The sequence below is a fragment of the Lacibacter sp. H375 genome (assembly GCF_037892425.1).
In the GTDB taxonomy this organism is placed as follows: Bacteria; Bacteroidota; Bacteroidia; order Chitinophagales; family Chitinophagaceae; genus Lacibacter.
The window spans coordinates 109,090-132,740 of record NZ_JBBKTT010000002.1 but is presented as its reverse complement, the minus strand read 5'-3'; the positions used below and the strand labels follow the sequence as shown (position 1 = coordinate 132,740).

Annotated in this window: 13 protein-coding genes; 1 reads left to right on the top strand and 12 read right to left on the bottom strand. The window is 37.9% G+C overall.

What is annotated here, in order from left to right:
- Nucleotides 1-32: 32 nt before the first annotated feature.
- The 3 genes from WG954_RS21115 to WG954_RS21105 all read right to left on the bottom strand — a co-directional run bounded on the left by WG954_RS21115 (nucleotide 33) and on the right by WG954_RS21105 (nucleotide 5,719).
- Complete coding sequence (locus tag WG954_RS21115) at nucleotides 33-1,706, bottom strand: RagB/SusD family nutrient uptake outer membrane protein (protein WP_340439080.1); 1,674 nt, start codon at nucleotides 1,704-1,706, stop codon at nucleotides 33-35.
- Between the two features lie 19 nt (nucleotides 1,707-1,725).
- Nucleotides 1,726-4,767 carry a SusC/RagA family TonB-linked outer membrane protein gene (locus WG954_RS21110; RefSeq protein WP_340439077.1) on the bottom strand — a complete coding sequence of 1,014 codons (3,042 nt, stop codon included), beginning with the start codon at nucleotides 4,765-4,767 and terminating at the stop codon, nucleotides 1,726-1,728.
- A 76-nt stretch (nucleotides 4,768-4,843) separates the two neighbouring features.
- Nucleotides 4,844-5,719 (bottom strand): inositol oxygenase family protein, encoded by an 876-nt coding sequence (locus WG954_RS21105; protein WP_340439076.1) that lies wholly within the window; start codon nucleotides 5,717-5,719, stop codon nucleotides 4,844-4,846.
- Nucleotides 5,720-6,015: 296 nt separating this feature from the next.
- On the opposite strand from WG954_RS21105, the gene WG954_RS21100 reads away from it, so the two are divergent.
- On the top strand, nucleotides 6,016-7,041 hold the full coding sequence (locus WG954_RS21100; RefSeq protein WP_340439075.1) for a LacI family DNA-binding transcriptional regulator: 1,026 nt from the start codon (nucleotides 6,016-6,018) through the stop codon (nucleotides 7,039-7,041).
- A gap of 163 nt (nucleotides 7,042-7,204) precedes the next feature.
- On the opposite strand, the gene WG954_RS21095 is transcribed toward WG954_RS21100, so the two are convergent.
- The 9 genes from WG954_RS21095 to WG954_RS21055 all read right to left on the bottom strand — a co-directional run bounded on the left by WG954_RS21095 (nucleotide 7,205) and on the right by WG954_RS21055 (nucleotide 23,541).
- Nucleotides 7,205-8,467: a serine hydrolase domain-containing protein gene (locus WG954_RS21095; RefSeq protein ID WP_340439073.1), complete on the bottom strand. Its 1,263-nt coding sequence runs from the start codon at nucleotides 8,465-8,467 to the stop codon at nucleotides 7,205-7,207.
- Nucleotides 8,468-8,621: 154 nt separating this feature from the next.
- Nucleotides 8,622-9,632, bottom strand: coding sequence for a GntR family transcriptional regulator (locus WG954_RS21090; protein WP_340439072.1), 1,011 nt, complete (start codon nucleotides 9,630-9,632; stop codon nucleotides 8,622-8,624).
- Nucleotides 9,633-9,747: 115 nt separating this feature from the next.
- Complete coding sequence (locus WG954_RS21085) at nucleotides 9,748-11,151, bottom strand: sulfatase family protein (RefSeq protein ID WP_340439070.1); 1,404 nt, start codon at nucleotides 11,149-11,151, stop codon at nucleotides 9,748-9,750.
- A gap of 53 nt (nucleotides 11,152-11,204) precedes the next feature.
- Nucleotides 11,205-12,323: a glycoside hydrolase family 88/105 protein gene (locus tag WG954_RS21080; protein WP_340439069.1), complete on the bottom strand. Its 1,119-nt coding sequence runs from the start codon at nucleotides 12,321-12,323 to the stop codon at nucleotides 11,205-11,207.
- A 9-nt stretch (nucleotides 12,324-12,332) separates the two neighbouring features.
- Nucleotides 12,333-14,936: an endo-acting ulvan lysase-like protein gene (locus WG954_RS21075; protein WP_340439068.1), complete on the bottom strand. Its 2,604-nt coding sequence runs from the start codon at nucleotides 14,934-14,936 to the stop codon at nucleotides 12,333-12,335.
- 87 nt (nucleotides 14,937-15,023) lie between these two features.
- Nucleotides 15,024-15,923, bottom strand: a complete 900-nt coding sequence (locus WG954_RS21070; protein WP_340439067.1) for a DUF5017 domain-containing protein — start codon at nucleotides 15,921-15,923, stop codon at nucleotides 15,024-15,026.
- A 15-nt stretch (nucleotides 15,924-15,938) separates the two neighbouring features.
- Nucleotides 15,939-18,056: a RagB/SusD family nutrient uptake outer membrane protein gene (locus tag WG954_RS21065; RefSeq protein WP_340439065.1), complete on the bottom strand. Its 2,118-nt coding sequence runs from the start codon at nucleotides 18,054-18,056 to the stop codon at nucleotides 15,939-15,941.
- 9 nt (nucleotides 18,057-18,065) lie between these two features.
- Nucleotides 18,066-21,377, bottom strand: a complete 3,312-nt coding sequence (locus tag WG954_RS21060; RefSeq protein WP_340439064.1) for a SusC/RagA family TonB-linked outer membrane protein — start codon at nucleotides 21,375-21,377, stop codon at nucleotides 18,066-18,068.
- Between the two features lie 889 nt (nucleotides 21,378-22,266).
- Complete coding sequence (locus WG954_RS21055; RefSeq protein WP_340439062.1) at nucleotides 22,267-23,541, bottom strand: MFS transporter; 1,275 nt, start codon at nucleotides 23,539-23,541, stop codon at nucleotides 22,267-22,269.
- Between the last annotated feature and the right edge of the window lie 110 nt (nucleotides 23,542-23,651).

Sequence of the window (23,651 nt, the reverse complement as noted above, 5' to 3'; positions counted from 1 at the left end):
CTATTGATTATAAACCTAACTACTGAGAAACATTAATTGGGATACCCCGGGTTTTGTGTAAGCTTTGGATTTGTTGCCATTGCTGCATTTGGAATCGGGAATATCCTGCGATACGTATCAGCGTTTGTTTTGAAACCATAAGCGGCTTCATACTTACCAAAACGGATCATATCATTTCTACGCCAGCACTCCCAGGTAAATTCACGTGCACGTTCAGCATACAGATCGTTAAGTGTTACTGCTGTCCAAGCAGGTGAAGTACTGCGATTGCTGCGTACCATATTTACAAGTGAAAGAGCAGTATGACCGTTTGTTGCTGTACCACCACGTAAAATTGCTTCGGCTTTCATCAACAGAATATCTGAATAACGGAATATCGGCGCATCATTACTTTGGTTACGGCTTGATGAATTTGCATCGGGATAAAACTTGATATTCCGGATACCCATATTCCAGGCAATTTCATCGTTACCCAAGTCTATGGAAACGGGATTCAATCGTGCCGAAATAACAGAATCGATATACAGATGATAAGTATAATCACCATCAGTACCGGTAAAAAACTGATCATAACCTTTTTTAGTAGTTTTCACCATGATCGGGCTTCCATCAGGCCAGTATTGATTACCTACCAGCCATTGATTATTCCTGATATCATTAGCATCGGCTGTAAAATAACTGTTGTAAAAACTAGATAGCGTTGCACGTGGGCCACTGGGTCTTGCATTGATCAAACCATTTCCTGAAGTTTGATTCATGATGATTTGATTGAACGTATAGCTACCCGGTGTACTTCCTGAATAACGATACTTAATACCAAGGTTACGGTTCAGATCGTAACGGCCATGAAACAAATATCCATTGCTTGTTGATGGATCGTAAGGTATAGCGAAAATAAATTCTTTGTAAGAAGGGCCGTTTGTTGGAGAAAACTGGTTGAGATATGTACTCCTTGATTCCACTGCAAAATTTCCTGAACTGATAACTGCATCACATGCTGCAATCGCTTCATTGTATTTAGGAGTGCCTGCATACACCTCAGCATTCAAATAAAGTTTTGCCAGCAATGCATTGGCCATCCATTTTGTTACTTTACCATATGTGCTGCTGCCGGTTGCAGTTTTCAAATAAGGTATTGCTGCTTTTAATTCAGATTCTACAAAGTTGAATACCTGTGCACGTGTTGCTTTTGCCTGCACGCCGGGGCTTGGATAAATGGTATCTAAAGGAACATTTCCAAACATGTCCAGCAGTTCCCAATAAGCAAAGGCTCTTAAAGTTCTCAATTCTGCAAGGGCTGTATTTTTTGAGTCACCTTCCGGTGAGCTTCTGAAAATATACATGGTTTGGTTACAAAGACCTGCAATTGAATTCGCATCATTCCACACTGTTGTTATCCATCCATGATCTTTGTTCCATTCGTGGCGGTGCAATTGAATGTACCCTTGTCCATCGAACCAGTTACCACCATAAACAGGCAATATCGATTCATCCGAACTGAGTTCCTGTGCAAACCAGTAACCGAGCGAATAATGCCCTCTCAAACTGGTATAAATAGTACCCATTACCGACTGAAATTCCGCATCAGTTTTTGGGAACACCGCTTCTGTATAAAGTGAATTAGGTTTCACCTCAATTTTGTGGCAGGAGCTTATGGCGAAGCCAGCTGCTATCACTATTAACAATTGTTTCAAATTCTTATTCATAAAAAAGTTTTTTTAATCATTAAAAGCCAACTGATACACCAAAAAGAATAGTGCGTGTTTTAGGATAGAAACTATTATAGTCTACGCCCAATGATGCACCACCCTGGTTAATTTCAGGGTCAATGCCTTTATACTTTGTTACAACAAACAGGTTGTTTACTGTTGCATACAAGCGCAGATTACTGATGTACTGGTTTTTAATATTGAAACGGTAACCTAATGTTGCGTTATCGAAACGCAGGTAAGAACCATCTTCTACATAACGTGATGAAAAGTTGTTGTTACGTGTATCGGTTTTTTTATCATCGGCTGCATATGGGCTGATGTTTGTTTGTCCGGCAGTTACAACATAAGAAAGATCAGCACGGGTAGCATTAAATATTTTATTTCCAAGTACACCTCTTACAAAGAAGTTAAGATCGAAATTCTTGTAACGGAGATTGTTGTTCCAACCAAACATCAACTTTGCATGCGGACTGCCTAATGGAAAATAATCGGAGATCTGAGTTGGGTTAGTTGTAGTTGTTTTATCTCTCTTGTAAAACAAAGAATTACCGGAAGCATCTTTACCTGCGTACTGGAATGAATAGAACTGACCTAATGGGCCACCTACAGCTAAAATCTGAAGACGGCTTCCTGTTGTACCAGGTCCATCCAATTGAGTATACTTCGTTGAATCAGCATTAATACCAAATTGCTCAGGTCCTTTTAAATCAAGGATAACGTTTTGGTTAGTTGCAAGGTTTAAACCGGTGTTCCAGCTGAAGTTCTTTTGGCTGACTGCATTTACATTTACGCTAAACTCAATACCACGGTTCCTGATTTCACCAACGTTAATATATAAGAATCCACTGGGGTCAATTGATTGGGCAACATTGTAACCAAAAATCATATCGGTCGTGTTTTTTTCATACAGATCGATAGAACCACTGATTTTCCCTTTCAGAAATCCATAATCCAAACCAATGTTTTTGGTTGCAGTAACTTCCCATTGTAAATCCGGGTTAGCTCCCTGCGTAGATCTGAAAGCTGATTCAAACGTACCACCATTGTAATAAGTACCTGATTTATTGTAAAGGCGTTGAGCAGTGTACGCTCCCAAACCAAATGCGTTACCAGTTTCACCATAGCTCACCCTTAATTTTAAATCGTTGATGAATGTAATGTTCTTCATGAAATCTTCTTCTGATAAACGCCAGGCCACACTTGCTGCAGGGAAATAACCCCATTCTTTATTTTTACCAAATACAGAACTGCCATCTCTTCTAACAGATGCCTGCACCAAAATCTTTTCGTTGAAATCGTAGTTCACACGGAAGAAGTCGGAGATGAAATTTGTTTCTTCATATACGGCTCCGCCAAAGTCTACTGCAAAACCATTTATTGTTTGATAGTTTCCTAAACCAAAATTATTATACCCTGTGTAGTCGTTAACAAAATTGGTTTGACTTGCCTGTAAGCCTTCGTTGTTGGTATTTTTTTGCCAGCTGTAACCCAACACTGCTTTGATATTATGTGCACCAAACTTTTTTGCCCAGGTTAAGTAAGATTCCAGTGTTTTGGAACTGCTTTGGTAATAGCCTCTGTAAGCAAGACCATTGGAATAAAAATTACGCAGGCTGCGGCCACCACCCGGATCACCATTGGTATAAAAGCTACCGGTGCTGTAGTTCTGAGAATAGTAGCGATTGTAATATTCACCATGCAGCCAGGTACCACGCTGGTAAGCAAGGTTTGTATTGTATGTTAAGTTAAACGGCAGTTTAGCTTCTATTGTAAAGTTACCCTGCAAGGAACCATACTTTGTATCGTCTTGAGCATTTTTAATAATTGATACCGGGTTAAAATAACCGGGATTATTAAAGTTTTCGAAGAAGGTACCATTTGCATTATATACCGGTGACATCGGATTAAATTTAACAGCTTGCTGAAATACCATGTTCTGTAATGGAACATTCGAAGCTTTGCTGTTGCTGCTCATAATATTCAAACCGAAAGTCAATCTGTCGTTTAAAGCATGCTGCTCCGCACTGATTCTGCCCACAACTCTTTCCAAACCACTTTGCAACATAATACCATCTTTTTTCAGGTAGTTAAGGCTGGCACTATAAGTACTTTTGTCTGTACCACCACTGAAAGAAATATTATGGTTGTGTGATAATGCTGATTCTTTTTGTACAGCCTTCATCCAATCAGTATTGGCACCTTTATCATCATTCGTATTAGGCGTGTAATTATTTTTTTGTGAATAAGCTCTTAACTGATTTGCATCCATCAGATCGAGACTGCTGCTCACAGTTTCAAAACCTACATAACCGTTGTATGTAGTCTGCAGTCTTCCTTTTTTACCTTTCTTGGTAGTAACCATGATAACACCATTAGAAGCTCTGTTACCATAAATGGCCGTTGCAGATGCATCTTTCAAAATGTCCATTGATGCAATATCATCCGGAGCAACTCCATTAATATCTGCACCGGGTATACCATCAATAACATAAAACGGACCTTGCGGACTGTTTACGGTTGAGGCACCACGCAGAATAACTGCAGCAGGTCGGTTAGGGTCACCACTGGCTGTAATATTCAAGCCGGGTACTTTACCCTGCAACAACTGGCCCACATCACCAATTGCACCACGATTAAGATCTTCAGGCTTAATAGAAGTGATGGCACTGGAAACTGTTCTTTTAGAAGAACGACCATAACCCACCACTACCACATCAGTTAATGCAACAGATGAAGATGACAATACAACATTGTAGGTTGAAGCAGATGTAATTCTTATCTCTTGAGTTGCAAAAGAAACAGCACTGATCTCCAGCACATCGTTTGCCTTAGCAGAAATCGTAAATGTACCGTTAGCTCCGGTTGTTGTAGAAACATTTTTGCCTTTTACAGATACAGTGGCAGATGCTACAGGTTCACCTTTATCATCTTTTACTGTTCCGGTAACCTGTGTTTGTTGTGCACTTACACCTGACGAAACAAGTGCAAGAAAAAGAACCATTATACCAGGTAATGCATAACGGTAAATCAATCGTTGTTTAAAAATTTGCATCATAGCAGTTTGTTTTAGGAGTTATAGTAAGAAACTGTTGAAGGATATTGGACTCCATATTTATCGATCATGTGGTTGTTTAAAATTTGATTTTTGCCGGCAGATATTTTGCAACCAGTTCTTCATAATATGGTCGCAGTTTTTTCCAATCCGGTGGCTCAGGGCTTTTTGAATAGAGGTCATAAGGGTTAAAGAGTTGTACCCATTTCAACATATTGCGATCATGATCATCTAATAAATGATCATACGCTCCTTCCCGATGCCATGCATAAAATGAATGATAACGGAGCATGTATAATCCTTCTTCAGGAATATGACCTTTCAGCATATGATACACATATTCATCGTGTCCCCAACTCATATCTACATTGCGCAAACCACAGTTGGGTTCATATACACCATGCTTTGTCTGGTAAACAGGATCATTGAAATCGGGGTTGGCCGAAAAATATTCCGGGAATACAATTTTATCGGAATACGCACAACCAACCGGGAAGGTATCTCCCACCACAGCCCATTGTGGTTCACCAAAAAGACAAAGCACTTTTCCCATGTCGTGCATTAAACCAACAAGTACCATCCAATCAGGATGGCCATCACGACGGATAGCTTCTGATGTTTGAAGCAAATGCTGTAACTGATCAAGATCTGTATCCGGATCAGAATCATCAACCAATTGATTAAGGAAATCAAACGCATCCCAAACCGTCATTTCTTTTTTATTGAACTGAAGAAACTCTTTACGTTTCTCCTGCACAAAAGCATAGGTTTGGTAAGTATGATTCAAGCGATAAAACTCTTTTACCGTATCCCTTGCCGGTTCTTCATAGTTCCTGTATTCTTCAGTTGACTTTGCGGTGGCAATAGCTTCGGGATCGGGATAGCGCCTGAGCAAATCATCTTCCCATTCATCAAGGTTATTGAGCGGCACTGCCTCAAAGTTGTTTTTACTCATATAGCTTATTTAAAAGTGATTAATGTTGGTATACTGTGAACGACAAACTGTAGTTGAGACGGTCTTTTCGCCGGGAAAATAAGTGGCGATAAAGAATACAGGAAAAAGCAGAAGTTGCTTCCTAGTTTCATACGCAATGCAATTCGTTAGTGATTGTTAAAGGTTAAAATGACAATTTTTTATTGGATAATGCCGTTAGTTTCACTCACTTTATTTACGAAACCGTTTTCGGTATTCGGCCTATCTTTACCTTTCAATCAGAGTGTTAGACCCAACCACAGATCTGTTTCGAACGTATGAGTAAGCTTACAATTAAGACCCTGGCAAAAGAACTTGGCCTTTCTATTGCAACTGTTTCGAAGGCGTTAAAAGACAGCCATGAAATAAGTGCAGAGACCAAGAAAAAAGTATTGGCAATGGCGGAGCAATTGAACTATGTGCCCAATCCATATGCCAGCAGCTTACGTAAACAAAAAAGTAAAACCATTGCTGTTATTTTACCTGAAGTGGCTGACAACTTTTTCTCTTTAGCCATCAACGGCATACAGGCAGTGGCAGTTCAAAAGAATTATCATGTGCTTATTTATCTTTCGCACGAAAGTTTTGAGATCGAGAAAGCAGTAGTGAATCATTGTTACAGTGGCCGTGTTGATGGCGTGCTGATTTCTATCTCAAGCGAAACAACGGATGCAGAACATATTCAGAAATTACAAAACGAAAATATTCCGGTTGTTTTTTTCGACAGGGAGTTTGAAAGTTTAAAAGCCCCTAAAGTAATCACCAACGATTATGAGAGCGGTTATCTTTCAGCAAAACTGTTACTGGAGAAAGGATGTAAGCATCCTGTTTTTCTTTCTACTTCACTTTCCTTATCTATTTGTAGTAAACGGGCAGCAGGTTTTGCTGCGGCACTTTCAGATGCAGGGTTACAGACAGAAGATTATCAATACGTGATCGATTGTACGGGAACACAGGAAATGATCTTTGAACAGGTGAAAGAATTACTGCAACAGCACAATGAGATCGATGGTATTGTTGCATCGGTAGAACGCCTGGCAATGCAGATCTATATGGTGAGCCTTTCAGGACACATCAATATTCCAAAAGATCTGAAAGTTGTTGCGTTCTCTACACTTGAAACAGCTCCCATCTTAAATCCATCACTCACCACTATTACACAGCCAGCTTTTGAAATTGGTAAAAGTGCAGCTGAAGTTTTGTTCACCATGATCGAAAAGAAGAAGCATACCATTACAGCTGACACGACTGTAATGTTACCCTCAACATTAATTGAACGTGATTCAACCATGTTGAAAGCTTAATATCATCAATTGAAATTCTCCGTTTTACTCGTTGGGAATATTCAGTGATTTCAGAAAAGCTGCAATAGCTTTATTCAATTCGGAATTTTTCTCTTTATAAACTTACCATGCTCTCCGCCTTACATGGTAATAAATTCGGAATGCCTCAGGTTTAAACTGTTTTTTATTTCAAACTTCCGTAAATGCTGTTTGTGATTTGACTAACAAAGTTTATGTGAGAATTGGGTGTATGCTGGGTCATGATCAGGCAAATGAGTTTTTCTTTTGGATCGGCCCAATAGTATGAACCGTAGTAACCACCCCATGAAAAAGAACCCTTGTTCTGCATCTTTAAGTTTGCAGTTTTTTCGGTTGTATATTCAAACCCAAGACAAAAATTATTATCACCAAATACATTGTCAGCCAACTGAGGACTTAACATCAATTCTACTGTACGCCTTCCCAATATTTGTTTACCATTATATCGGCCGCCATTTAGCAGCATTTGGAGAAATATGGAATAATCAAAAGCCGTGGAAGATAAACCTGATCCACCTGAAAAAGTATTTTTTCGAAAGAGCGGATACCTGGGATCGATATTTCTAAATGTGGACGACCATTCAATGATCTGATTATTTTCATCTTCCGTATAAACGGTGGGAAGCCTTCCGGCCTTTGTTGACGGCACATTGAAATAGGTATCTTTCATGCCAAGTGGTTCAAAAATATTCTTATGAAAATAAGTTTCTAACGACTCTCCGCTGATTATCTCAACTAAGCATCCTAAAACGTCAGTACTTAAGCCATAAGTATATTTTGATCCGGGATTATGTTTTAGAGGCAGCGCTGCTACTTCTTTCATCGTGGCCAATGCATTTCCTTTAAAATAACCAAGTCCAGATGGAATATTATTCTTAGCATAAATAGCCCTCATCGTATCGGACCCTGAGGCTGGGTAGCCGATGCCTGATGTATGCGTTAACAAATCCCGAAAAGTGATTTCACGTTTGGCCGGAGTAGTTGTATAGCTTGTATCAGAAGCATTATAGCTTTTGATCAGTTTTGGGTTTTTAAACTCAGGTATAAAATCTGAAATAGGTTGGTCGAGGCTTAACTTTCCCCGCTCAAGTAACTGCATAATTGCAAAACTTGTAATGGCTTTGGTCTGGCTCATTATCCTGAAAATTGCGTCGGCCTGCATTTTTGTTTTACTCAAACGATTTGCATATCCACTTCCCTTATAATAAACAACCTGATTGTCTTTAACTATAATTACAACAGCTCCAACAAGCCAGTTTTGATCCTGATAATTTTTCAAGATGGTATCAATTTGCGCCAACCGTTGATAATTAAACCCATTATGTTGTTTTACTATTGGTGAAAGCGTTTGTGCAAAGGCACAGTGTAAAGCAAAGAAGGTTAAAACCAAACCATGTATTTTTTTCATTCCTGAGTATAATTTGTATGAGTTGAATTGGAATTAATGGTCATAAGATTTATATCCAAATGGAAAAAACTTCAGACGGAAGCTGCTTTCATTCAATGGCTTCCTTGCTTTGAGCATTGTGTAGCAGATAACAAATACACAGATTAATTATCAACTAAAGCGTTTTTCTTCTGATCATATAAAACGGGTTCCGGATCTTTCGAAAATTATTATCAAGAATACATTTTGCAGCAGTCCTTCCCATCGCTTCGAAATCGGTTGTTATCACGGTAACATCCAGTAGTTCTTTTAACACTGTTTCATTGAATGAAATAATACCAATGTCTTTACCAGGTATCATTTTGGATTGGCGTGCTTTCTTTATCAGCAATGCGAGATCGGCCTCAGTTGTTTCAATATAAACTGTTCCTTTTTCAAGTTCTAATGTATCAGTATTCGAAAGTACTTCCAACTCCTTTTTAAATTCGAAGCAATACTGCTGAACTCCTTTAATAATTTCTCTTGGGTGGTGGCCTTCTTTTTTAAGAACAACTACAACTCGTTTATATTTTAACAATAAATCATCAGCATCTGACAAGGCCGAATAAATATCATTTTGAAAATCCTGGTACACCTCAATACAGTTCTTCTTAAATCCTTTAACCTGCTTGTCTAAAATAACGAGCTCCTGCTCAGGGATCATCTCGAATATCTTACGGTATTCTTCAGGTTTTGCATTTAGATAGAAATGAGGCATGATAACATAATAATGATATTTCCCCAACGCATTCTCAATTATCTCCTTTAATAATTGAGGATTATAATGATGAATCTGCAGATCTACTTTGCCATGCTTACCCAAGGTTTCAATAAAACTATCGTAAACCATTTTTTTGTATGTGCTCAGCTTATTAAAAACTAAAAGCACCTTTAGTTTCATTTCTTTCCTACCTGCAACATAATAGCCTTTACCTGCAAACGAATTAATATATCCTTCCTTTTTCAGCAACCCGTATGCTTTTTCTATTGTATCTCTCGCAACTTTGTATTCAGAACTGAATTCGTTAATGGATGGCAATTGTTCATTTCTCTGCAACACTCCCTTCTCTATATCACGCCGGATCGATTCAGCAACCTGCTGAATTCTTGTGAGCCCCCTATCTTCTATAATTTGAAATTTATGCATACCGGCCTTTTAATCAACCTTTTTCAAACGCAGTTAAGATAGAATTTTTCTTCTTTACTTTAAATGTTTTTAAACCCAGGTAGTGCTGTAACAACAAATCAAAGAAATCTTTCTATCAAAACCTTACATTGTTTTGTTCAGAAGCTCCCTGCAGCTCATTTACACCATACTGCTTCCTCATCGATTCAAATAATTTACGCATCTTCTTTAGTTTATTACTGTAGGAAGAATTTTGCGAAAGGTTATCAATTTCATGAGGATCTGAATCAATATCAAACAGCTCTTCGTAATTATGCTCGATAAACTTCATGTACTTTAAATCTTTTGTTACTACTCCTTCTACCTTGGGGATACGTGGGCTACCAAGGAAATAGTGCTGATAGAAAAAATATTCTCTTTCCGGAATTTTTCCCTGAACAACATCCATCAGGTTCATACCCTGCATCATGCCGGGCGCTTTAATGCCCGCCATTGACAGAATAGTTGGAGCAATATCAATATTCAACGCAATCTGTTTGGCTTTCAGATTTTTGATTTTATCAGGTGTCCTTGGGTCATAAATAATAAGTGGCACACGAATAGATGCTTCATAACCAAACCACTTCCCCTCTATATTTTTTTCCCCCAATATCATTCCATTATCGCCTATAAAAATGATGATTGTATTTTTATCAATACCGGTTTCCTTCAGCTTGTTCATCATCCTCCCTATTGCTGCATCTACACCGGTGATTAAGCGGTAATAATTTTTTACATTTTCCTGGTATGATTCAGGTGCTTCAAAAAGACCCTTCCAACGAAGTCTTGCAAAGTTGGAATCGGTTCTGAAAAAATCAGGGAATTGATTCCAATATTTTTCATTGGCAGTTATAGGATAAGGTATGGTTACATCTTTATATAAATCTTCGTAACCCGGTTGTATAAAATATTGAGGCGGATTTCCATCTTGCTCATGTGGTGCTTTAAAGCTAACTGAAAGATAAAACGGTTCTTTACCTGCATAGCCATCCAGAAAAGTTTGTATGGCATTATCCAGTGTATCGGTATCATGCATTCTTCGTCCGTTCGCAAAAGTTTGAATGTAATCGGGCTGCATCTTACCGCCTTCTTCTGTATTGATCCAGAAATCATAAACCTCTTTAGGCGGGTTAACACCTACCCCATATTTTCCAATAAATCCAAGTTTATACCCGTTTTGTTTTAATTGATATGGATAAGTTGTTTTTAAAACATCCGGTGACATGTCCGTTTCGAAGTCATGTATTTTATGTTTGGATTCATAAGCGCCTGTCAATATACTTGCCCTGCTTACACAGCAAATAGATGTAGTGACGTAAGCATTTTGAAAAAGAATTCCATTACCGGCAAGCTTATCTAAGCTGGGTGTTTTCAGAATTGTATTACCCATAACACCAAGTGCATCCCAGCGCTGATCATCCGTTATAATAAAGATGATATTTGGTTTTTTATTTTGTGTAAAAACAAGCAATGGCAAAAAGCCAATGAAAACAAATACCAAAAAATATGTCTTGTAAAACCTTATCAAAATCAAATTATATAAAAAGTCAACAATTAAAACTTCAATACCTCGCTGCCGGCTAATAAAAAAGCACCGGTACCATAATTCTGCCAGCTGTCTGCAGTTGCAGGTCCTGGATCAGCACCAATATTCTGAACCCATCCTACTTTTCCATTTTCCTGCTGGCATGCTACCATTGCTTTCCATGCTTTTAAAACAGCAGGTTGATATTCATTTTTATTTAGCAGTCCATTATTTACACCCCATGCCAATGCAAATGTGTATAAACCACTACCGCTTACTTCACCATGATTGTACGATTCAGGATACAATAAACTTGTTCTCCATAATCCATCTTCATGCTGAATACTTTTGATTTTCTGTGCCATTTCCTTAAACAGGTTTTCATAGAATGGCCGGTTGGAATAATTCTTGGGCAGGTCATTTAATAACAAGGCCAATCCACCTAAAACCCAACCATTACCTCTTGCCCAAAATACTTTCTTACCATTCCCTTCTTTTTTATCATTCACATTACCTCTCCATAAAAACCTTGTATCTCTTGCAAACAAATGCTCTTCTTTATCATACAAAAGTTTATACGTTTCAGCATAATACTTATCCATTTCCTTTAGAAGAGAAGTATCATTTATTTGTTGCGCATACGAAACAATTACCGGAGGAGCCATAAACAATGCATCGCACCACCACCATAAAATATTTTTTTCCTCAGGTTCATTTCCTTCTTTCAGTGCAGTTTTCCATTCGTGTGGTTTATATAAATGGTCTTTTATAATATTAACCGTTGGTTCTAATTTTACACCTGGTTCGCCTATTGAATTTAAATAGAGGTAGCTAAAGCTGATAATGATATCATCAGCATGATAAAATCGCTCCCATGGCTTCCAGTCATTTTTAATGGCCATGTTTTTTAAAGCGTCTGCATACGTTCTGTCTTTTGTTGATTGGTGCGCTTTTGAAACCCCTGTGTAATACACACCGTTTGTCCAATCAGTAGGCGACTTTGCCATAATGGGATTTGCTTCCTGCCATTTTAAGGCTTTCAGCATCGCTTCTTTTGTAGCATTTTGATCTGTTGACTGTGTTTTTTGTGAAACTTTGCAGGCATTTAGTCCCAGGCAGATTACTATTATTAAAAAAACTCTGTTCATATACTTTAATTAATCATTATTAATAATTGTTTCACTTAAGTTGAATCCTTCAGGATGTGAAATTTTGAATTTACCGTTAGCGTTTGAATTGCCGTTCTTACCCTTTATAGTTAAACTCAATGAAACCGCCTTAGTATCAGCTGCCGTTACCGACCATTTTTGATGTGAAAACTGAGTGCCGTTTCCAATATACAATTCGGCCAGTTGCGATTTAGCATTTAACGTTAATACCGCATACCTGCCTTTGAATTTAATACCTAAAGCTTTGTCTTCAAACACAGATTCATCACTATCCTGCGAAATAATTATTTGTTTGATGGCTTTTCCGTTAACGATGCTGTTGACGATTACTCCTTTGAAGATACCTTTCTGTAAAATATTTTCTACTGATTTTATCTGGCCTTCATTTTTAGTTCCGGTAAATGATTCATACACTACAACAAATGGATTTTGCCATGCTTCTCCTTTCTTTCTTATGACCAGTGTGGGTGTTGGTTTGTCACTGTAAGCTTTTACAGATTCAACACTTGGTGGCGCTAATACTTTTGTATACTCTCTGTTTTTATCCCCGGTAACAAAAAGTTTCATTTTAACCGGCTGCTTCCCCAGCGCATTTGCTTCAAATAAAACTTCAAGATTTTTCTCATGTTTATTTGAGGTTTGTACTGAATTAAAATAATGCCAGCCCGGATTTAAAAATTTTCTTTCTCTTCCCCATTTTTCTGGTCCTGTGAATTTATATCTGTCTTCATCTGGTTGTAAAACAAAATCCTGATCGTTTGTATTAAAAATTAACGAGTCACCAATATTATGATAGATATAATCATGATATTGATTGGGCAGTTTTGATTCAGACCTGAAAATATCTACATAATAGCCCGTAGCCGTTGAGGTACGAATAATGCCCACTGTTCTTTCCTGCTTTGCTTCTGCACTATCACCCTTATCATCTATAAAGCTTGATGTAGTAAATGAATAATTACCTGATACCGGTTTTTTATACGCAACAGGTTCCATAGCTACTTTATTAACCGTATTAATGGCTAGGTTTACCCATCCGCCTTCTCCACGGGAGTAACCATTTACAACTACAGTATTATGACTTGCAAAAAGCCTGTAATAATTTTCATGAATTTCAGTTGTGTAAGAACCTTTTCCTGCTTTCGTACCTAATACATGTCCTTGTCCATAGAGTTCCATATTCATGCCGCTTGCATGTCCGTGAATAAAAGCACCACCACCAACAAATGCCATGAGCCCATGCTTCGGATTTGCTGATGAACTTAAATTCCTTTGCAACAGAATACCTGCAAACGGCAGTTCAACTGTTACAGGTTTCGGATAGGCTTTTACTTCTCCAACAATTTCCGGGCAATACCAGAGCAACTTCAGCGGCTCTTCGAAATAAGGTTCCGGCACATAAGATCTTGCAGCGAGTGCAGATCTTTTATAAGCGGGTTCCTGTAACGCTGTATTCAACAAACTGCCAAATTCATTTTTGATGGAAGAAGAATTTTCCAACGTACCGAGATAATAGGCCAGCTCATAATTAACAATTGGATGACGATAGTTGCGACCTCCATCTCCAAAAAGTATTTGTTGTGTATTGTTTGGATAGGTGAGATAATACGCAAGTGTAACTGCACTCAAAATTTCAGGATACTTACGGCCAAGATGCATACTTGAATCTAATTTTGTCAAAAGCGTCATTAGGTATGTACTCAGTTTTGCAACACCAGATGAATAATTTAAACTTTCAGGCCAGTTGATTTCTTTCTTATATACCGCTGCAACTTTTGCTAATGCATCCTGGTGAGTAGTATCTCTGGTAAGATAATATTGCAGGAAATGTTTTCTTTCCGTTTCACTGTTCAAGGCAAGTGTATTACACACCAAACTTGAACTTTCTAATACAGGCCAGTTACAATCTACAATCCCTCTGCCCAATGCCAGATTCACATACGTTCGAAAAATTGATTCTGCTTCTGTAACAGAAACTGTTTCATAAGTATCAGTTACAAAATTATACCCCTTACCTCCTTTTGAGATATAAGGATAAATAAAATCGTACAGAACCGGCATTTGTGCACCAACTTCTCTTGATTCACGCAAGTGATCGTCCTGGTAAATGAGACCTCCGTTAAACGGCGTCTCAGAAGCTTTCAACTGCAACATTGATTTTAAGAACGTATAAAACACAGATGTACTGTATTTCACATACTTTTCATCATTCGTTAAAAAGTAAATAATACTGCAATCAATGGCGTTTTTTAAATAATGCTGTAATTTATTTCTTCTGTAAGCGGCTTCTTTATCAGGATTATTAATATAAAAAAACGGAGGTATTTGCCCGGGCTTTTGTGCACTCAGGTTAAAAGGCAAACCACTTAAATACTGTTTTGGATTTTCATAATAGGCAGCAACATCGGCCTGCACCCTGTTTACAAAAGCCTGATAATATTCTTTTTTCCATGTATGTTTCTCAATATCATCAAGGATTCTCTGCTTGTCTTCAGGCTTCACCCAAATCATTGGCCGAACCGTAGTTTGTGCAGTGACAGCATTTGAAAAACCAATAATAAAAAACAATGCGCAACAAAAAAACTTCAGCATAATTATGAATTATATAAAAATCAGTTTGATAATTAATCTACTTATTTAACATGGGTATAATCATTAACCAATGAACTAAGCAGGTTCTTAATTTACAGTAACATTAAACTCTTTCACTACCTCTTTAGAATCAGTTTGGTTATTGTTGCTTGCTACAAAAACCACTTTATAAGTACCGGCTTTCGTAAATATATAACTGTAGTCTGTAACCGGATTAGAGCTGAGTGCTTTTATAGCAATTCCTGTACTGCCCATAACTGAATTAGTATTAAAACCTTTTGATATGGCCCAATCATCATCCTTTGTACTATTGGCAGCTACCAAAGGGTGAGTAAAACTGTTATTCGTATTAGATGTAACCGGAATGTTCCAAACATTAGCTGCATCCCCTGCAAAATCAAAAGAAGCAAATCCTGCGAAGTATACATTATTGGCATTGGTGTAATTCTGATTCGGAAAAGCTGTTCTGACACTAAAACCACTTACAGTTACCTGTCTTTGAATCTTTGTTTCATCTTCTGTCTGAAATCTGAAAGCTACATAGATCGGTTTGCCTTCAGCTTTGTATGGATTCAACTCAACAGTATCAGTTCCGGGAACTGTTACCTGGCTGCTAACATCAACCCAATTTGCTGCTGCTATTTCTGTTTGATTATAGTTACCCGAAAAATTATTTGAAACTAAAATCTTCAAATTAGTAGCAGTACTGCTGCCTGCAGCTGTTGCTAAGGCAGTGGTAAATATCATGGAGCTAACACCTCCTGAAGCAGTGTAAACATTTCTGCTGTAATAATCGTTACCCGGTTCTCCTGAATAAAAAACAAGATTGTAGGGAAGACCACTGATGATAAATTTAGCAGTATCGCCCACATTGAATGTTGTTTTATTGATCGCAATATCAACTTCAGGATTTTTTACAGCATCCTTTAAGCAGGATGAAAAACTAATTACACCAACAATACATAGATATAAAATGAGCTGTTTCATAATAATTATGATTTTTTAAAACCCTGGGTTTTGAGTTGATAATTTGTTATACAGTATTTCTGAAAGAGGGATTGGTAAAAAGATATCCTTTTCAGTAATACTATTGGGACCGGTAGAAAAAATATTAGAAGCTGCGTTAAATGGTGCTGCGTTTCTTGGAATTGTGTAAGGCCCATAAAGCTTCGTACCATCAGGATTCAATTCGTCGCTGCCTGCTCCTACCTCAACACCAATTTTTCTAACAGTTTCGATTAAAATACCCCAACGTTTTAAATCTTGTCTTCTTAAATTTTCAAAAGCCAATTCTCTTAAACGTTCATCTCTGATTAATTTGATAAACTTTTCAGATGTGTTATAATCATTCGTGCTTAAGTCGGCTGATGGTGGAAATTCTGCAACTGCTGTTGCAGCAACACCGGCATACGTTAAAGTGGCCGTACCATTTGCCACAGCACCGGTAGTGTGTGTTGGGCCGGCAGATCCTGAAGTGCCTGCCGTTGTTACCGTATATAAACGGCCACCATTTACAACCTGAGTATTTAGTGTATATGCTGTACTGGCAGTCCATGCAGTACCTACCACAACGGTTGGTAAAGTTTGGTAGCAGTCACCTGTCGTAATTAAGTTTATTTTAGTTATTGCTCCACCCGAAACAATACAGGTTGCTCTGGGATCTTCATTCAGGTATGGTCTGCCGGCAATAGTTTGTGTGCGTAAGCTTCTCGTTCCACCAACAAATGTAATGGGAGGCGTTGTGCCTGCTCTGTATCCGGAACCACCTGTTAAAATTGTTACAGAAGCTAAACCTCTTGAATTTTTTGTTTCACCATACCCTCTTCTCCGCACTAAATTTATAGCATCTACCGGACTGATTCCTGCAATGCTGCCAATTGCTAAAGGTCCGTTAACCATACCCTCAGCTTCAGCAAACATCAGTAATACATCTGCATACCTTAATAAAGGAAAACATTGTGATGATGCCAATCCTCCACTGCTTGTAATGGGTTCGTAATATCTTCTCCATTTGCCCGGCTCTCTGTTCCATTTGGAATCAGCAGCTGCAAAATAAGTCATAGGATTTGGAGTTGTTGCAGAAGAAGTACCATACCAAAAAGGAGCAATATTCCAGTCTCTGCGTAAATCGCCTGATGCATATGTGTAGTATGCCCTTGGATTGGTACGCTCCCAACCTGAAACAGTAGCTAGCAAACCACTGGTGGCGGTAATGCCAACCCTTGGCACCCATTGTTCACGCAATGTTGCATCAGTTAAACCTGTGATAGCTGATATCTGCCACATCGTTTCCCTGTTTACATTGTCATAAACATTAGAAGAATGATTAATAAAAACCTGCTGATAATCGGGAGTAAGTTTATGTAAGCCGGAAGCAATTACTTTCTGAGCCCACTGTGATGCTTCTGCATATCGCTTTGTATCGTTAACAGGTGCACCTGCGGCAAATAAACACACCCTTGCAAGTATCCCTTGCACTACTGTTTGTGTAACTCGTTCATTGTAGGAAAGTTTCGACGCTGTTCTTGAAGATAAAAGCGCTTCTGCTTCCGTCATTTCTGCAATCGCATAGTCATACACTTCTTTCGATTTAGTAAAGGCAATCTGGGCATCAGCCAAAGACTTTGTGGAGCTTTTTCTTAAAGGAATATCACCGAACCATTGGGTAGCAAGAAATAAATAATGTGCCCGTAAAAATTTTGCCTCTCCTATATAGGCATCCTTTTCTTCTTTAGAAAGTGATGTACTGTTTCCAATACTTTCGAGGAAGATATTAGCCCTTTCTATACCACCAAAAAATATACCCCACCAACCTCTTACATAGGAAGAGGCACTTGTTGAATTGTAGTGCGTAGGATAATCATTGTTGCTTACCCTCTGGTTTGACGTTGATTCGTCTGTACCTAAATAGGCGTGTCTCGCTCTTTCATTTAAGCCCTCCTGATAAAATGGATATCCACTAAACAAAGGGTCATAAATACCATTAATAGCGAGTTCAATTTCCTGTTTGTTTCTAAAGAAATTAGAGGTAGTTGGAAATCCAGGCTCAGTTTCCAGTACTTTCTTACAAGATACGTTTGCCAATAAGACAAGAAAAATGAGTATGTTATAATTCTTCATGACAATAGATTAAAAAGTAATGTTTACACCAAATGTTAAAGTAGTAGCGTATGGGTATGCAGAAAAGTCATAGGCAGGAAACAGACCAGTACCCAATGTATTTATTTCAGGATCGGTTCCTGTATATTTTGTAAGGATAAACAGGTTTTGTCCTGATGCATTCACCGAGAGAGATTTCATTCCTAATTTCTTTACCGCCTTTGGTGAAATGGTATATGAAATTTGTGCTGTTTTCAACCGGATGAAAGATGCATCCTCAATAATTCTTGAAGTACTCACATTAATTGAATTAGCTCTTACACGTGGAGCGTAGTTACTTGGATTTGTGGGAGTCCACCGATCATTATAACTGGCAAACTGATTCTGCGAAATCGTTGACCCGCTTTCAAGATAAAAGCGATTCATATTCATTGCCTGGTTTCCGTATGAAAAATTGAAGAATAAGGTTAAACTGAAATTCTTATAACGGATATTATTATTAAACCCACCATAGAACTTAGGAAGTGCCCGGCCAATGATACCCTGATCGTTATCATCAATTACACCATCATTGTTGATGTCTTTATACTTAGGATCACCGGGCATTACTGTAGTTCTTGTGGCACCAAGCAATCCACCATTGGGAGCTATTACATCATCTTTTAAAGTATATACTCCATTGGGTAATTTATTAAAATCTGTGTATTGATAAACACCCGTGTAAGTGAATCCGTAAAATTGTCCGATAGATTGTCCAACCTGTGTAATGTAATTCGGAAATGTATATTTAGTTTCTGCAGCATTAATTAAATTCTGTGCACCATCTGCCAATTCCAACAATTTGTTGTTGTTAAAGGAAATATTAAAACTATTATTCCAGTTAAAATTTTTCTTACTTATAACTTCTGTGTTAAGCGTGATTTCAAATCCGGTATTTTGAATTTTACCAACATTGATGAGTCCGCTGGTATAACCACTGCTTACCGGAAATGATGCATTCAAAAGTAAATCACGGGTTTTCTTTATATAGTAATCCAGTTCTATTCCCAAACGTCCTTTAAAAGTTGAAAACTCCAGGCCAGCATCGAATTGTGATGTAGTTTCCCACTTTAAATCTTTATTACCCAAACGCTGTACATAATAGCCGTTCAAGTATTGGTTGTTGACTACTACACCAGATACATTGCTGAAGCCGATAGGTGACAAAAATGGAAAATCTGAAATGCGGTTATTGCCCGTTAATCCGTAATTCACCCTTGCTTTTAAATCCTTAATAAAATTCACACCTTGCATGAATTTTTCCTCATCAACTCTCCATGCAATTCCTCCCGATGGAAAATAGCCCCACTTGTTTCCTTCTGCGAATTTGGATGAGCCATCTGCTCTGAAACTTCCCTTTATAATATATTTTCCAAATAGTTTATAATCTGCAGTAGTTCCAAATCCTAATAAATTAGCATCGGAGTAGCCCTGTTGAAAAACAGGCTGAATAACGCCGGAAGTAAGCCCACGAATTCCCAAGCCGGAATTTACAACCTGGTTAGCAGTAATAGATGTGTTGTGCGTACGCCTCCATTGTTGCGATGCCAAAGCGGTAATACTGAATGATGATTTTTTGCGTAATGATTTTGTGTAGGTAAGAATATTGTCAAGTGTAAAGTTGTTCGTTTGCGTGTTGGTAAGGGATCCATTTGGGCCTAATGTTGTTGATCTGCCTGAATTGGTAAATTCATTATCAAACTGTTCGTTTCTGCCGTTAGCAATTGAAACGCCTGCATTCAAACGATATTTAATTTGTTTCGTGACATCATAAATGAATACAATACTTGAAAAAAATGTATTTGTAAATCGTGCGTTATATTGATTTTTTAATGAAATAAGAGGATTAATCACCAATTGCGGATTGCTCCCTGCTCCGGGTTCATCATCAAATAATGCTTCGTCAAGGCCACTGCTGTCAAAGTTGATCGTGGTGGGTCTGTAAATCCAGGCTCTGTACAGTAAGTTATTACGGGGATCATTCGCCAGTGAACTCATCGACTCCTGGTTTCTGGGAAATGTACCATATGACTTGGTGTGTGAGTAATTAATATTAGCGGTAATCTTCATTTTATTATTAAGCCGCTGATCCAGGTTTAGTCGTCCCTGGTACCTGGTAAAGCCTGAGTTTACTAACAAACCTTTTTGATTAGTAAACCCGCCGGAAACAAGATACTTCGTCGATTTACCATCACCACCATCTACAGAAATGAAATGATTTTGAAAAGGAGCATCCTGAAAAATCAAATCCTGAAAATCTAATGACTTAGCCCTTGCATAATCTTTTGCTGAATAAACAGGTCTTGCCGGATCCACTGGCAAGCCGGTTGTACTGTTCTTGTTGAAATATTTTTCATTCGTAAAAACTGAATCTATTTCAAATTGAAGGTTGATGAATTCCTCTGCATTCATCAAATCAAATTTTTTCGTTGTACGGCTTACTCCGAAAAAACTCCTGTAAGAAAATACGGCCTTTTTACCGCTGCCCTGTTTGGTATTAATAATTACAACCCCATTGGCAGCCCTTGATCCATAGATGGCGGTGGAAGATGCATCTTTTAAAACAGTAATGGATTCGATCTCGTTTGGATTGAGATTATTATTATTTGGATCTTCTACTGCCAACCCATCAATAATGTACAAAGGCGCATTTGAATTATTAATTGAGCTGGCTCCCCTGATGACAATGTTGAAATTATCTCCCGGTTGTCCATCACGTGCCTGCACCTGCACACCTGCTATCCTGCCACCTAAAGCTTCCTCGAATGAACGTACAGGTGCTTTTTGAATTTCTTTTACACTAACTGTACCAATTGAGCCTGTTAAATCTTTTCGCTTTTGCACATTGCCATAACCAAGATCAACTGAAACCACAACTTCAGATAATTCGTTGACAGATTCTTTCATTTTCACATTCAGTATAATCGTGTTGGAAACACGGATTTCCTGTTGTTCATATCCAACGGAACTAAAAACTAAAACTGCGTTTTTTACAGGAACTTTAATGGAAAACCCACCGTTAGAATTTGTGCTTGTAGCTATCCTGGTACCTTTCAATGCTACTGTAACATCAGCTAATGGATTGTCACTATCTTCTGCTGCAACAGTTCCGTTAACGACTACTGAATCAGCAGCAAAAAAATCATTCCTTGAAAAAAATCCATAGCTCCCTGTTGATTTTGCGGTGCCTGCTAAAGCAGAAACTTGCGATAGTGATAGTAAAATCAGAACGAATGATATCCTGAAATTAGCATTACCAAATATGCAGGTGTATTTTTTAATAAAGAGATCGAAACGACTCATTGTAGTATCAATTTATTTTTTAGAAAAAAAAATCCCATGTGCGAAAATCTGATGAGAAATTCGGCAGGTGAATTCACAAGTAATTTCTGATTTAGATAAAAGACGATGCGTTTGTTTTAATGAAGATGGACATACGGTGTAACAATACATCCAAAGGATGAATCATGTAAACCGCAAACGGCATATCTGTTTTACTTAATCACATAAACTTTTAAACACAGTAAAATATCAACTATGTTGAAGTTTGTCCAATACCCCTTTGAGGGATTTCTTTGCTATCCGGAAAAGGTTCCGGCAGCCGGGAAAAATGTAGAATTTTTGAATGACTGTGCGAAACAAGAATTTCGCTGATTGGCGATGTCTCAATGTTCAGCATCATTGAGAATAGCCTTTGTTTTGAAATAAGCATAGCAATCGATTTTGAATTTTAAATTTCATGTAAATTTATTATTTCACTATCCCGTACTGTATGTTATAAAATAAAGTTTTCATAGAGATATAAGAATATTTATTGTTTAATTGTATAAGCATTTAATTTTTAAATAAATGTATTCGCTTCATTAGTAATGCTTTTTTATACATTCATCCTCGTTTATAAATTCTTCCCGTCTATCGACTTTTACGCTTTGTTTTTATTAAATATGATTAAAAAAAATCTACCTCCATTTGCGTTTAACTTTAAGTAGAATTCTTATAAAAAAAGTGAACAATACAATCCAGCTATACAATGAAAGCAGGCAGAACTGACTCTACGCTTGACAACTAAAAACAATAAGAACTTTACCAGTTTTCAAAACACTTGTCAACATTATAATGCTGCACTATTTTCAAAGTGGCACTATAAACTTGCGGACTATAATCAGTTTGTGTGTTTAATACAATTAAACAATTATTCAACAAAATCAAGATCCTTATGAAATGTTTCCTTTGATAAAACTGCAGCAACGATTGCTATTGCCATAATAATTATTGCTGCAATCCATCCACCTGTATAATAGTCTGTAGCGCCTCTCAATAATTGAAACAATGGAAGTATAAGTATAGCTAGCATACCTCTTACCATATTCGGTATTGTAGTTGCTGCTGTTGCCCGAATGTTGGTGCCAAACTGTTCTGCACCCATTGTTACAAAAATGGCCCAAAAGCCTGCACCAAAACCAAGGCCTCCGCAAATCCAGTACATCCTGCTTGCAGATCCATTCCATTGTGTTGTAAAAAACAAAAGCATGAAGAGTATGGTAATGCCATAAAATATATACAATGCTTTTTTCCTGCTCTTCAACCATTGACTAAGCACACCAATAAGTATATCACCAATTGAAATACCTGCATAAGCAAACATGATTGATTTACCGGGGTCGATTTTTTCTGCAATGCCCATTTGCTTACCAAACTCATTGGAGAATGTGATCAATACACCAATAACAAACCAGGTTGGTAAGCCAATAAGAATACTTAACAGGTAACGTTTAAAACGATCTTTGTTATTAAACAACATGAAGAGGTTACCTTTTTGCACGTTTGCTTTTTGTACTGTATTAAACATACCCGATTCAGACACAGAAACACGCAGGAGCAATAATGCAATACCCAAACCTCCGCCCACGAAATAGCAGGTTCGCCAATCGAAATAAAGTTTTAATACGAAGGCAGCAACAGCGCCTGTTAAACCAACACCAGCAACCAATGATGTAGCCAATCCTCTTTTTTCTTTTGGAGTAAGCTCAGATACCAATGTAATACCTGCGCCTAACTCTCCCGCCAAACCAATACCTGCAATAAAGCGGATGACTTTATATTGATCTGTTGTTTGCACCAATCCATTGGCAATATTGGCAATTGAATATAAAAGTATAGAACCAAACAACACACTTAATCGTCCTTTCTTATCGCCCATTACACCCCACAATACTCCACCAATTAGCAAGCCCCACATCTGCCATTGAATAATAGCTTCACCTTCTGTTAGTAATTGAGCGTCTATTAGATTTAATGATCGAAGACTTTCCACTCTTACAATGCTGAACAGTAACAGATCGTAGATGTCAACAAAATAACCCAATGCAGCCACAAGCACGGCCACACTAAAAATTGATTTAGCCTTTTGTTCAGGCATTGTCAATGGCCTGCTGATTGCGGTTTGCTTTTGTTCTGTTGCCAGCATATAATCGTTCTTAACAATAATAGGAAAATGAAAGGGATGTGCTTTAAAATAGCCCCGGCACACCTCACCGGGGCATTTCTAACCGCTGCTTATCAAAAACCCTCTTTATT

What these genes read in the sequence shown, in the direction of transcription:
- WG954_RS21110 (WP_340439077.1), bottom strand. Translation starts at nt 4,767, where the DNA reads ATGATGCAAATTTTTAAACAACGATTGATTTACCGTTATGCATTACCT.
- WG954_RS21075 (WP_340439068.1), bottom strand. Translation starts at nt 14,936, where the DNA reads ATGCTGAAGTTTTTTTGTTGCGCATTGTTTTTTATTATTGGTTTTTCA.
- WG954_RS21080 (WP_340439069.1), bottom strand. Translation starts at nt 12,323, where the DNA reads ATGAACAGAGTTTTTTTAATAATAGTAATCTGCCTGGGACTAAATGCC.
- WG954_RS21105 (WP_340439076.1), bottom strand. Translation starts at nt 5,719, where the DNA reads ATGAGTAAAAACAACTTTGAGGCAGTGCCGCTCAATAACCTTGATGAA.
- WG954_RS21065 (WP_340439065.1), bottom strand. Translation starts at nt 18,056, where the DNA reads ATGAAGAATTATAACATACTCATTTTTCTTGTCTTATTGGCAAACGTA.
- WG954_RS21095 (WP_340439073.1), bottom strand. Translation starts at nt 8,467, where the DNA reads ATGAAAAAAATACATGGTTTGGTTTTAACCTTCTTTGCTTTACACTGT.
- WG954_RS21115 (WP_340439080.1), bottom strand. Translation starts at nt 1,706, where the DNA reads ATGAATAAGAATTTGAAACAATTGTTAATAGTGATAGCAGCTGGCTTC.
- WG954_RS21090 (WP_340439072.1), bottom strand. Translation starts at nt 9,632, where the DNA reads ATGCATAAATTTCAAATTATAGAAGATAGGGGGCTCACAAGAATTCAG.
- WG954_RS21055 (WP_340439062.1), bottom strand. Translation starts at nt 23,541, where the DNA reads ATGCTGGCAACAGAACAAAAGCAAACCGCAATCAGCAGGCCATTGACA.
- WG954_RS21070 (WP_340439067.1), bottom strand. Translation starts at nt 15,923, where the DNA reads ATGAAACAGCTCATTTTATATCTATGTATTGTTGGTGTAATTAGTTTT.
- WG954_RS21100 (WP_340439075.1), top strand. Translation starts at nt 6,016, where the DNA reads ATGAGTAAGCTTACAATTAAGACCCTGGCAAAAGAACTTGGCCTTTCT.
- WG954_RS21060 (WP_340439064.1), bottom strand. Translation starts at nt 21,377, where the DNA reads ATGAGTCGTTTCGATCTCTTTATTAAAAAATACACCTGCATATTTGGT.